6 protein-coding genes are annotated in these 12,970 nt (G+C 32.9%); 3 read left to right on the forward strand and 3 right to left on the reverse strand.

Annotation, left to right across the window (positions count from 1 at the left end):
• Positions 1-803: 803 nt before the first annotated feature.
• The 3 genes from F6K54_RS28325 to F6K54_RS28335 all read right to left on the reverse strand — a co-directional run bounded on the left by F6K54_RS28325 (position 804) and on the right by F6K54_RS28335 (position 5,336).
• Positions 804-2,759 (reverse strand): glycosyltransferase family 39 protein, encoded by a 1,956-nt coding sequence (locus F6K54_RS28325; protein WP_293085138.1) that lies wholly within the window; start codon positions 2,757-2,759, stop codon positions 804-806.
• A 568-nt stretch (positions 2,760-3,327) separates the two neighbouring features.
• Positions 3,328-4,092, reverse strand: coding sequence for a hypothetical protein (locus F6K54_RS28330; protein ID WP_293085141.1), 765 nt, complete (start codon positions 4,090-4,092; stop codon positions 3,328-3,330).
• A 704-nt stretch (positions 4,093-4,796) separates the two neighbouring features.
• Positions 4,797-5,336 (reverse strand): metal-dependent hydrolase, encoded by a 540-nt coding sequence (locus tag F6K54_RS28335; protein ID WP_293085144.1) that lies wholly within the window; start codon positions 5,334-5,336, stop codon positions 4,797-4,799.
• A gap of 1,775 nt (positions 5,337-7,111) precedes the next feature.
• On the opposite strand from F6K54_RS28335, the gene thyX reads away from it, so the two are divergent.
• The 3 genes from thyX to F6K54_RS28350 all read left to right on the forward strand — a co-directional run bounded on the left by thyX (position 7,112) and on the right by F6K54_RS28350 (position 11,759).
• Positions 7,112-9,829: an FAD-dependent thymidylate synthase gene (gene thyX / locus F6K54_RS28340; protein WP_293085147.1), complete on the forward strand. Its 2,718-nt coding sequence runs from the start codon at positions 7,112-7,114 to the stop codon at positions 9,827-9,829.
• 923 nt (positions 9,830-10,752) lie between these two features.
• Positions 10,753-11,181, forward strand: a complete 429-nt coding sequence (dut, locus tag F6K54_RS28345; RefSeq protein ID WP_293085153.1) for a dUTP diphosphatase — start codon at positions 10,753-10,755, stop codon at positions 11,179-11,181.
• Positions 11,178-11,759, forward strand: a complete 582-nt coding sequence (locus tag F6K54_RS28350; RefSeq protein ID WP_293085150.1) for a dCMP deaminase family protein — start codon at positions 11,178-11,180, stop codon at positions 11,757-11,759. Before dut ends, F6K54_RS28350 begins: the two co-directional genes overlap by 4 nt.
• Positions 11,760-12,970: the final 1,211 nt, after the last annotated feature.

Genomic DNA, 12,970 nt, shown 5'->3' on the forward strand with positions numbered 1-12,970 from the left:
ATTTTCGTGAATTTCAGCAGAAAACTTCAGTATTTTGAGGCAAATAAGAGCCATAAACATAGGATATAAATTGAATATAAAAAGCTTCATTACCTTATATATCCTGATTTTTAGCTTTATTCAGCAAACCCTAATTATTCTTATGTTTACCTAAAAATTGTGGTTGAAAGCCTCCTCTTGAAAGAGGATAAAAAGAAAATTTTTCCTTTGAGTAAATCCTCTTCTTTTAAAAAAGATGTAATTAATAATTAGGGCTTGCTAATTAGGGCTTGCTGATTAAATCTAAAAGCATTGACATATAAATACTTTAGCTTTTTTAGGGTCTAAAAAAGTGCCTGGTATCACGTCTAAAATGCTCAAAAAGTTAGCATTTTGGGCAAGAGTTGAGCAGAACAATCTTGGGACAAAACTTAGCTCCTGTCTCCTCTAAATTCCCATTTCTCCTGTCTCCTGTCTCCTGTCTCCTGTCTCCTACCCTTACCCATAAGACTTTTTCAGCAAACCCTAATTAAATATCAAAACATTAACAGATATTGATTTGAAGAATTTTAGGTAATGAAAAAGTACCAGCTTTTCGGTTGAAGGAGGGAAAAAGTAAGTATGGGTGGGGTAATGATGAGAGAAAACTAAAGGGCAACCCCTGAATGACTACTTCTTCTACAACTTCTCTAAATCCTAACTCTTAACTACTCCCTATTCCCTACTCCCTATTCCCTACCCTAACAAAAAGACTTTATTCAGCAAACCCTAATAATTAATAATTAATTATTAATTATTAATTGTTTACTACTCCCTAACTCAAATTAACGGCAATGATAAAACTTATAACGATAACCATTAATTTTAGGTAGAGAATTAGAATATTTCTGACAATTTAAAGTTTCTAGATCGCTTCCCTCAACCTTCAAATTAACTGCCCATAAATCTAGAGGTCGTTGTGTTTGATACAGGAATTTAGCCAAAGCCGAATCAGGAATTAATCTTTGCTCTTTTTGTCTTTTCATTAATAAAAATTGAGGTTGAAAAAAGTCAGACGTATTGATTTTCTCTTCTTGACGTTTCAATTCCAAACCAAGCGCAATTAAAGCCCGAATTTCAGCATGAGTTTGATAAGTTGTAGCAATTAAAGACGGATTTTTCGACTGTGTTTTAATAGCCTCAACTAGAATATCTGCGCGACGTGACTTTTGATAACCATAATTACTAACCACCGTTAACCCACCGCATAAACCCATTAACAAAACAACAACCACAACTCTTTTATTAATCAATTTTAAATTTGCCGAAATTAAATCTTTTTTCCTTGCTCCTTCCCCTTTAATTTTCCCACTTCCCAACCTCTGTAAAAAATCTCTTAACTGGAAAAACTGAAAACCTTTCTTCTTCTCAGAAAAAACATTTTCCACCTCTGCCTGATTTTCCAAATTATCAAAATAATTGGGTCTAAAACCCTGCCTTTTAAGACAAAATATTTTTGGCTCCTTGCTCAAATCTCCGTTATAAAAATCACTTCTGACTTCTAGCTTCTGACTTCTGACTTCGTTAACCCAACACTTTCCCAATATTGCAGCTAATAAAATAATTACAATAGGAAAATAAACAAAATGATAACGAGCAGCAAGAGATAAATCTTTACCCATACCGTAAATAATGAGTAAAAATAAAGCGATCGCTCCTACAAAAAAACCGACAAAAACCTGAAAAGAAAAACGGTTATCAATATCATTCATCTGTGCTTTCCCACCTTGCCATAAACCAGGAGCAACCCAAACCAACATAATCAAAAGTGTCACTCCAGATAAAATAGTCACAAACAAACTTGTCCCTTCAATGGGCAAAAGCCATACCATTGTCAATACCCAACCCAATAAACGAGGGATAGGATGCCAAATTTCATCAAGCTCAAAGCTAGTTGATATCCAGTCAGTCAGTTGACTATTGCCAATACCACCTATAATAGGCAACCAAACCAAACAACCAATAAACGTTCCCAGAGCAACCAAATAAATTCGCCACCAATAGCGTTGAAATAGGTTTTGAATATCCCTCAACCAAAACCAACCAATAACCAATCCCTCCGCAGTCAACGCCAAGGCAAAAAAATAGTGAGTGGAAATGCCCAAACTATTAATTATAACCCAAAGAAAGCCCAGCCATATCGGAAATATCTTGCGTTTTTGGAGATAAGGCATTATTGCTGTCAAACAAGTTACAGAAGCAATAATCCATAAAATTGTTAAAGTGTAATGACGAGATTCTTGGGCTAGGTAGATGCCATAAGGAGAAATTGCCATTAATGCTGCTGCTATATGAGCTATTAATGGAGAAAACGCCAACCAACCCAAGGCAAAAATTGCCGGAATAGAAACTGCACCAAAAATAGCACTGAGCGATCGCCCTACCCAAAGAGAAACCAATTCTCCGTCAGTGCTGAATAATTTAAACCACAGATGATTTAGTACAAAATAAAGCGGAGGATGATTATCTTCACCCAGTAGATGATGAATAACATCGGTAGGAGTAGAAGTTGACTCAAATTTTAAGGGTGACAGCAATTGATCGAGACTAATAACTCGATCTAAAGGCAGGTCAAAAAAGCTATGGCCCAGACTATAACCCAATGTAGCAATTTCGATTGATGAGGCAGACTTGTCAGCTAAGTTTGTCCAACGTAGAGTAATGCCTAGAAGTATCCAACTACATAGCAGTATTAGATGTAGCCATTTCTGATGATTTTGGTTAACTTGATCGTTTCTCATTCTTTTGAGTAAATCTTTGTGATACTCCTGAGTCAAATTTTTCAGTATCGGTGCATACTTTTTCCACAATTTATAGCAGAAGGAAGAAGGAAGAATTCAATAATGGATAATTGATAATTACCTCTCCCCAAAAGGAAGAGGATTTTTACCTTAATTATTCGGTAAAAGCTTTACATTGTCTAAGTTTTAAACTTTTGAACTGTCAAACACCTTTCCTTCGACTGTTATACACAAAATTAATTATATATTTTGAACTGATATATTACCTTTAAATACATCACTTTCTTAGCTATTATTTTGTAAGCATTCAGCCATCAGCTATCAGCTATCAGCTATTTATGAGAGTAGGAAAAGTCAAAGTAATTGAAAAATTGAGAGAGAATTAAAAGTTATTGCCAAGGTACACTCCTTCAATTGTACACTCCTTCAATCTGAGAAGGAATTATTCATTATTTGCTGTTTGCGTAGCATCCCGCAGGGAAGTGCTGACTGCTTACATTATTTTTTCATACATCCTAAGATATGAGGTAATTATTCATTATTAATTATTCATTATTGAACATATTCATCAATTTTTTGCAGGTGCTAAACAAGTAAACATATTATTCTTTGATTCAACTACTGGCTTAACTTGAGAAATATATTTATTAATCACTTTTTCTACTTCAATTTTTACATAATCAGACATTGAAGATAACCATCCATCAATATCAATATACATCCACTTTTTACTTTCTTTATTATCAACAGCAAAATCAAGTAAACGACTCATATTTGCTGAACCTGCTGTGTCACTAACTTCTTTCATCATCAAATAAGTTAAGCCGTAAAAAGGTTCGGAACCTTGTTGAAAATATGTTTCCCAACCACTCCAATCTAAGTTATTACGAGTTAATATTTTCTCAGCAAAAACAGTAGCCATACCCTCTACATAACAATCAAGTAATTGTGCGTTTAATAAGTGAAATATTTCATGGCCTAACTGTCCGTAGAAAGCATCTTCAGAGGGTTTACGACTTAAATAGATAGTAAATTCGCCTTTATTTGCATTATCAAGTGAAGCTAAAGGTGTTGTGTGTAAGCGTAAATTTATTTTTTTTACTGCTATTCTTGGCTCGCCATAGAGTTGTTGACTATAATTAAAGCCTGATTTAATAAAAGAAGAAATACTAGCATTCTTTAAACTATCATCTAAGGCGTTAACTTCGGGTGATGAAAGAAATTGAGCGGAAACTTTCTGCTGTTTTAAATTAGGTAAATTAGGAATGTAGAGGAAAATCAGTAATGAAATAAATATAGTAAATAATAGTTTAAGTCTGATAAGTTTGAACATAATTTGTATCAAGGTTTACACGATTTCAATTTGTTATTTAACTTAGAGATATCTTATGAAATAAGATAGAAATTAGCATTTACTATTGTATTATTATGTTCAGCTTTAAATAAAATTGGTATTAAATAGGTGAGCATAAATAAACGCAATATTAGAGAACGGGTTTTTTAGAAATCGACCGCACTTAAGTCAAAGCTTTCGGTTAAACCCGTTCCTAAAATAATGCTATATTTCCAATAAACTTCAGTTATTAAGTAATAATAATGATTCAGTAATGTTTGTAAGGATTATCGGCATTAATCCAAAATATATTATGCCTTTAAACTCTATTCCCTACTCCCTACTTCACACTCCCAAGAAAATGTAGCAAAACTTTTGAGGTAAGCATTCAGCTATTAGCTGTCAGCTCTCAGCTATTATGATGGGGTTTTAATGAATATACCCTTTAAAGTCAGCTTTTAGGCGTAAGTATAAATTCTGACTCAATTAGTAAAGCTTTTATTTAAAACTAAAAGCAATAGCTGTTAACGCAGTTCCTCCGTAGGAGGCTGGCTGATAGCTGACGGCTGAATGCTTACCTTTTGAGAAATGGTATTAGACATCTCCAATCATAAAAAATTAAATCAATTATGGCACTCTTATTTATGAATTATTTCCTCCTACTCCCTACTCCCTACTCCCTACTCCCTATTTTTTCAATTGATTTATTCATAAAATTTGCTAGAGCTAAAATTATTCCATAGCCATAATATACTGACAATTAATACTGAGTAAGATAATTCCCAAGCAATAGATATAAAATTACTAATATCAAATACTTCTCTAGAGTGATAAACTTGTGGGAATACAAGTATTGTTGATTTAAAAGATGTATCTGTTAAAGGCCATAACAATTGTAAACCCAAACCACCAGCCGTAAATAAATCTAATAGTAAATGAGAACTATAGAGAATAAAAGTAAATAAGAATAGTTGTTTAAATGAAGATTGGCGGAAATAATTCATTACCCAACCAACCATTAAACTAAAACCAATGGCAAAAATTAAAGTATGAGTAATACCTCGATGAAATCTTTCTCCTGTGATGAATTGGGGAATAAAATCAAAGTCAGCAAAAATGGCAACAAATACAGGATAAAAGTTGCCCAAGTTCCACCAATGAGACGCATTATTTTTTGATAGGTTTTTGGGTAGAAACTTAGCTAGTACATATCCAGAAACTGAGTGAGCAATAGGAGATGGCATAATTAAAATTAAATTGCATTTTTGTCTTGAAAATTTATTTGAACAAATAATTAACTACGTAAGCATTCAGCTATTAGCTGTCAGCTATCAGCTCTCATGAGGGGGTTTAAATGAATATAGACTTTAAAGCTGGCTTTTCTAGTAAGATTTAATTTTGACTCAGTTAGTAAAGCTTTTATCTAAAACTAAAAACAATAGCTGAAGTCCGCAGTTCCTCCGACAGGAGGCTAGCTGACGGCTGTTTGCGCAGCATTCCGGAGGAAATGCTTACTTAACTACTTACTTTTGGTGCTACGTCTCTGGCAGTGGTTATTTCAGTTATTAGTTATCAGTTATCAGTATCTCTGCCTGAAGTCAGAGCCTTGAAATATTGAACTTGATTTTCTCCTTAAGCGTCAATCTTCTCCCTAAAAGGGAGAGTTCATTAATTGATAATTGATAATTGATAATTACTTCTGGTTAAAACTGTTACGGAATTGAATATAAGGAAATATTATTTCTTCTCTTGGTTGATTGGATATGGCGAGGGGACTTCGCCATCCGGAGACCGCTTTTTTCCCCTTAAAAGGGGAGGCTTCAAGGCGCGAATTATTTAATAATTAATAATTAATAATTAATAATTCGGTGATTATTCATTATCTATTATCCATTAATGAACCAAGCTCCAAATAATTCAACTAAAATTAAAACTTCTTTAAAATCTCATAAATTTTGGCAATTACAGTTAACTACACAATTTATTTGTATATACATAAAAAAGCTAACTATACTTGAAATTACAAAGGTATAGCTTGTCAATCTAACAGTTAATTGGTTGTATTAAAAGTAAATTTTAATGTTCTTTGATTTAGTATTTATCGTAGCAATTTGCATCAGCAATTTCAAGTAATTTCAGGCAACTTTACCAAAACTTTAAAAATGCTTGCCTAAAAGCCAGATACTCTTCATCAAAACTTTATAATTCTCTTGTGAATTCAAAATTATATAATCAAATTTACTACTTAGATTAAATATTTATATTGAAAACTTATTTCGACAGAACATTATGTAAACAAATATTAAGTTTGTGGTGTAAAAATTTCGGCGTTGCTGAACTAAGGGATGAACCTTTGTAGAAAAGCGAACTCATCTTTTACTTGGGTGCATCTCAATGCGTGAATAAAGCTAAAAATTTATCGCTTTTAGGGAACAGGGAACAGGGAACAGGGAACAGGGAACAGGGAACAGGGAACAGGGAACAGGGAACAGGGAACAGGGAATATATAGGAAAAAAGTATTTTTGCTTGCTATGAGATGCACCCTTTTACTTCCTCTTTTTCTCAAACAAGAATTCCAATGGGCATTCTATGTAATACCAATTCACTTTCACTTTAAAGATGTCATAAATAGTTTCAAACTCCATAGGAGAGCAGGGAGCAGGGGAGAAAGGAAAAAGAATCATAGTAGCTAAGTAAAACTATTGAAGTCATCAAAAAAAGTATAAAAAAATACATTTTTCTCTCGAAAAAGCCGAACTAAGACTTACCCATGACTTGTCTGTTTTGTCCAGTTTTGTATTAAGAAAGATGTGGGTAATGGATCGCTACAAGGGGGAAGTTTTAAACCCAATTTTTCTGTAAAACGGTGGAAGGCATCATTTGTTTAAGTTAAAAGTCAAAAATAAGAAAAATCTATCACTTTTTAGATAGTCAATCTAGTAATGCTTTAATAAATAATTGTTCTTGAGTATCAGTCAACTATAAGGTTATAAGATTGACTGAATATAGAAAAATTTTATGGATAAATTTCGGGTAGAAGTAATTACTAAAACTCTAAATCCTCAACAGGTAATTTATGCAGCTCTGCATCAAGATTATAGTGAAGGATTTGTATTTGACGAACGAGATAATTGGCCTTCGGAAGCAAAATGTGGGGAAATAATTGTCAAGAGACTTTTAGCAGGCGATCGCGGGCATTATGGATGCTATTCTGCTGATACTGAAGTGTTAACAAATCAAGGTTGGATTAGTTGGAATCAAGTAACATATTCTATGGAGTTACTAGCTGTAAATACTGACACAAAAGAGGCTTGGTTTGAAAAGCCAAGTCAACTTTATGAGTATGATATAGATGATGAATTGTATTATGTTAAGAGCAATTTTATTGATTTGCTAGTCACAAAAGACCACAGGATGATAATTTCTCGAAGAACAAGTAAAGAAAATAATTGGACAGAATGGTTTAGCAAAAAAGCTGAAGATGTTTATAATACGCCAGTACGTTATTTATTGAATTGCTATTTAAAAAATAGTGCCAGAAAGTTACCTAATGATTTACCTGAAAATATTGACTTACAAACAGCTTTTAGAATAGCAGGTTTTTTCTATAGAGATGGGCTAAGAAGTATAAATAAAAATCCTGGTGTTGTTAGGTTTAGAATAAAAAATCCTGACAAAATAGATTATTTACTTTCATTGAATTTGGAAGTAAAAGAAACTGAGGGAAATAGGTTTGTAATTGAACACAAATCCTTGGCTTCATGGATACATCGGAATTTTTCTAATTCTGAAGATAAGACTGTACCTATTTGGTTATTAGAATTACCAGCGAATTTAGTAGCGAGTTTTTGGGATGGCTTACAAAACAGTGATGGTACAAATATAAAAGAAAAAAGTTGGTGCTGTAATTCAACTAATAAAAATGCTTTAGAAATAATTCAAGCAACTGCACATATTAATGGTTTTAGGGCGAACCTAACTTTAAATAATAGAAGTGAAGGTGAAGTGGATAAAAATCATAAACCTTGCTGGAGATTACATATATCTGAAATTTCTACATATCCTGTTGAATGTTGCCAAGAAAATAGAGATTTAGGAATAAAAGAAGGTTTTGTTAATTATAAAGGTAAAGTTTATTGTGCTTCTGTTTCTACTGGTGCTTTATTAGTAAGGCGGAATGGAAAAGTTATTGTGTGTGGAAATTGTATAGAACACCCTCAAATTACTTTTAATTGTGGTTTTTTTCCCCATAGTGTTATGCAGCAAGCAAGAACTCATAGAATAGGTTGTTGTTTGTCGGGTAACACAAAGGTTAGATTTGGGCATTCGTCTTTATCTAAAGGAGAGAAATATTATGAAGAAACAATTGAAAATTTAGCTAATTTATGGCATTACGGGAGAAAACATCAACAAACTTCTAATGATGCAAAATATATGCAGGAAAGTATATCTAGGCGTACTATTTTGACTTTAGATACCAAAACTAACCAAATTGTTTCCAGTAAAATAACCAATATATATATTAATGGCGAACAAGAAACCTACACAATAAAAACTGTTTCTGGTAAAGAAATAAGAGCTACACTAGAACACCAGTTTTGGACTAATCAAGGGTGGAAAAGGGTAAAAGAATTTAACAGTAGCACTCAATTATGTGAAGTGCAATTAACTGGTATTGAAGAAAGAGTCAGGAGTCAACCCACCCCTCGCCCCTCCCAGGAGGGGAAGTCAGGAGTCAGGAGGGAAAATTGCATGGGTATTCTAACCCCAAACAATTTTGATCGCCGTGTAGATGGTGGGGTATTAAACCCGCAAAAAAAAGATAAAATTGTTCCACAAGAATTTAATTTTATGGAAGAAGAAATATTAGATGAAAAGTGGATAACAGTAAGTTCCTATGCAAAATCAACTACAAATTATATTGATTATCTATTGCCTATAAAGAACAATAAAAATCAATTATGTGAAGTGCAATTAACTGGTAATAAAATTGCTCTACAAGACATTAATTTTCTGCAACAAGAAATCTTAGATGAAAAGTCAATAGCAGTAAATTACTATCCAAAATTAACTACAAACTTTATTGATTATCTGTTCCCTCTTCCCTCTTCCCTGTTCCCTCTTCCCTCTTCCCTGTTCCCTAAAAATAACAATAGTTTTTCTTGTAATCGTGGTATTTTTGTAGAAATAGAATCTATTGAAAAGTTTGGCAAAGAAATTACTTATGATATTGAAGTAGAACATCCAGAGCATAATTTTATAGCTAATGGTTTAGTTGTTCATAATTCTTTCGATGTACAAAGTTATCGATATTGTTCGGGAAAAGTTATTGCTGTAGCAGAGGGAAAAACGGATATAGAAACTGCTTTTTACTTACGTCCAGTGGGAGAATATTCTGACCGTCAGGGGAAGAAATATTATTATTCTGCTGAACAACGAGAACAAGATTTACAGTGGTGTTTGGAGGCAGCGAAAAAATACAAACTCGATCTGGAATTTGGAATGTCTGAAGAACACGCTAGAGGAAAAATTCCTTTTGATTATCGTCAGCACTTTGTTGTTAGTTTTAATTGTCGTAGTTTGCTACATTTTTTGGATTTACGTTTTAAAAAGAACGCTCAATTAGAAATTCAAAAACTTTGTGAATTAATGTGGCCTCATGTTCAAGATTGGGTGCCGAATATAGCAGAATGGTATGAACAAAATAGACTTGGTAAAGGTAAATTAGCACCATAGAAATTCAAAAGTCAAAAGTCAAAAGTCAAAAGTAAGAATTAAATCAAGTTAAAAGTCAAAAGTTTCAGTCTAGTAGTTTGGGTTGAAGAAGTGAAACCCAACAAAACCTTATTTCATTAATTGATAATTGATCATGGATAATTGATAATTACCTCTGGTTAAAACCGTTACGGAATTGAATATAAGGAAATATTATTTCTTCTCTTGGTTGATTGGATATGGTTAGAAAACCTATCCATCCCTCGACCGCTTTTTTCCCCTTAAAAGGGGAGGTTTTAAACCAGAATTATTTAATTAATAATTATTAATTATTAATTATTCGGTAAACTCATATACTTTTCTTCTTTTCTTCTTCCTTTTTTTGATACTTAGGGCTTGCTGATTAAATCTAAAAGCATTTACATATAAAGATTTTAGCCTTTTTGGGGTCTAAAAAAGTACCTGGTTTTCAGTCTAAAACGCTCAAAAAGTTAGTATTTTAGGCGCATAGTTGGGCAGAAAAATTCAGGGACAATTCTTATTCCTAACTTCCTCTAAATTCCCATTTCTCCTGTCTCCTGTCTCCTGTCTCCTGTCTCCTACAAAGAGCAAAAAGACTTTCCATACGCAAACCCTAATTATTAGCAATTTATCGTTAATTGTTGTTATGTTTATTTCTCCCCCACTCCTCTACTCAATAAAATTTATAAAAGTTTTTGAGAAATGTTATTATTGTTTAGTTTCCTACGTCAACCCAACCTACATTTATTGCACTTAATTTGTAACACAGGCTTCCAGCCTGTCACAAGCAAGATGCTTGTGTTACCAAAATTACTAACACACTTCCAGGCAAAAAATAATAAAATTTTGTACCTCACTAACTCCGAAATTGCTGTAATTATCCATTATTAATTATCCATTATCAATTATTTATATTCCCTATGATGAAACTTAAAGTTAAAAAGTTAGATAAATTAGCAATTGTTCCCTATTATGCACATCCGCAAGATGCCGGATTGGATTTATTTTCTATTGATGAATTAACTATTAATCCTGGAGAAAGTCAATTAATTCACACAGGTATTGCCATCGAATTACCATCAGGAACAGAAGCACAAATTCGTCCTAGAAGTGGGTTAGCTTTAAAACATAAAATTACAGTTTTAAATACTCCGGGAACTATAGATGAAACTTATCGTGGAGAAATCGGAATAATTTTAATTAATCATGGGAAAAATTCCTTTCAAGTCACGCAAGGAATGAAAATAGCTCAAATGGTTATAGCATCAGTATTATCTGTTAATGTAGAAACAGTTGATGAATTAAGTACAACAAAAAGAGATATTAGCGGATTTGGTTCTACAGGAATATGACAGAAGAATTATATCAAAGGCCAACTTGGGATGAATACTTTTTAATGATAGCTAAACTAGCTGCTACTCGTTCAACTTGTCTTGCTTTTCCTGTGGGTGCAGTAATAGTTAAAGATAAACAAGTTTTAGCAACTGGTTATAATGGTTCTCCTTCGGGTTCTGTACATTGTACGAGTCAGGGTTTTTGTTATCCTGAATTAAGTAGTTGTGATGCTAGTAAAGTTTTGCCATCTCGTTCTGTTCATGCAGAAGCTAATGCAATTGCTCAAGCTGCAAAACATGGCATTTCTACGAATGGAGCTGTTATTTATGTCACCTTAGAACCTTGTCTTTATTGTTTGAAATTAATTATTTCTGCTGGTATTAAAGAAGTTTTTTATGAGACTACTTTTAATAGTGGGGAAAAGGCAGCTTTAAGAGATATGTTTATTAAAGAGGGTTTAGTTACTATTCAGCAAATTCAAATCTCAGAAACAATTGCTCAAAAAGCAGCAACATCTCTACTTCATCCCACCTCTATTCCTAAATCTTCTGAAATTAGGGAAGAGGAAATAGCGAATAGAAAAGAAGAAAAATAATTTCATTATTTTCATGTATTTTTTGATTTTTAACAAATCATTTTAGAGACTGTTTATCAGTAAGCATTTCCTCCGGAATGCTGCGCAAACAGCCTTCAACTATTGCTTTTAGTTTTAGATAAAAGGTAAGCATTTCCTCCGGAATGCTGCGCAAACAGCTATTAGCTATCAGCTCTCAGCAATAAAAATGAATGAAGCAAGTACTCGTTTAACTTCTACTACATTTTCAACATATATGGAAAGAAATGTAGATGTGCCTCGCGCTTACTGCTAAGGTTAATTCATTAATTGATAATGGATAATTGATAATTGATAATTACCTCTGGTTAAAACCGAGAGGATTGAAAATAAGGAAATATTATTTCTTTTTTTCCCCTTAAAAGGGGAGGCTTTAAACCAGAATTGTTTAATTATTAATAATTAATAATTAATAATTCGGTAATGGGCTTTTCTTTTGCCTCTTAATTCTAAAGCTGACTGCTGAATGCTTACGATAAAAGCTTTACTAATTGAAATTGAGTCAGAATTTATACCAATTTTAAAAAAGAATGTTACGAATAATAAGCAACATAAAAAGACTTTCAGATAAAGTCTTTTTCACGAAAAAGGTAATTTAAAACATCAAAAATGGTATTAAATCTATCCATTCTGCATTCTAAATTCTAAATTCTAAATTAGAATAAATACCCTAACTATTTGTAGCAAACATTTATCAATTTGGTATTATACTTGCCATAAAAGCTGGCTTTAATACCAATTTTATATGAGGTTGCATAGAATGATGAAATTCATTAAATCGATCTATCTTTATCTACACTTACTTACCGAATAATTCAGGTTTAAAGCCTCTCCTTTAGTAAGCATTCAGCTATTAGCAGTCAGCTTTTCCTGCGGAATGCTGCGCAAACAGCAACAAGACTATCTCCTTAAGAACAGTGTTTAAATTAATATAGAATTTAAGGGCAAGAGAGCCAACTTTTCTAGTAAGATAATTAGGGTTTGCGCTCAAAAGTCTGATTGTGATGATAGGGAACAGGGAACACTTAACTGGGAACAGTTTAGACTATCTGCTACGGCCAATTTTTTTGATACTCAGGGGAAAAGTATTAGCATTTTGAGGCAAAAACAGCCAAAAACCTTGCACTTTTTAAAGGCCAAAAAAGGCTGAAAGCAATATCAGTCAATGCGCGTGATATTTAATCAGCAAGCCC

Source organism: Okeania sp. SIO3B5 (assembly GCF_010692555.1).
GTDB lineage: Bacteria > Cyanobacteriota > Cyanobacteriia > Cyanobacteriales > Microcoleaceae > Okeania.

Coding starts and splice junctions, on each gene's coding strand:
- F6K54_RS28325 (WP_293085138.1), bottom strand. CDS start 2,759: ATGAGAAACGATCAAGTTAACCAAAATCATCAGAAATGGCTACATCTA.
- F6K54_RS28330 (WP_293085141.1), bottom strand. CDS start 4,092: ATGTTCAAACTTATCAGACTTAAACTATTATTTACTATATTTATTTCA.
- F6K54_RS28335 (WP_293085144.1), bottom strand. CDS start 5,336: ATGCCATCTCCTATTGCTCACTCAGTTTCTGGATATGTACTAGCTAAG.
- thyX (WP_293085147.1), top strand. CDS start 7,112: ATGGATAAATTTCGGGTAGAAGTAATTACTAAAACTCTAAATCCTCAA.
- dut (WP_293085153.1), top strand. CDS start 10,753: ATGAAACTTAAAGTTAAAAAGTTAGATAAATTAGCAATTGTTCCCTAT.
- F6K54_RS28350 (WP_293085150.1), top strand. CDS start 11,178: ATGACAGAAGAATTATATCAAAGGCCAACTTGGGATGAATACTTTTTA.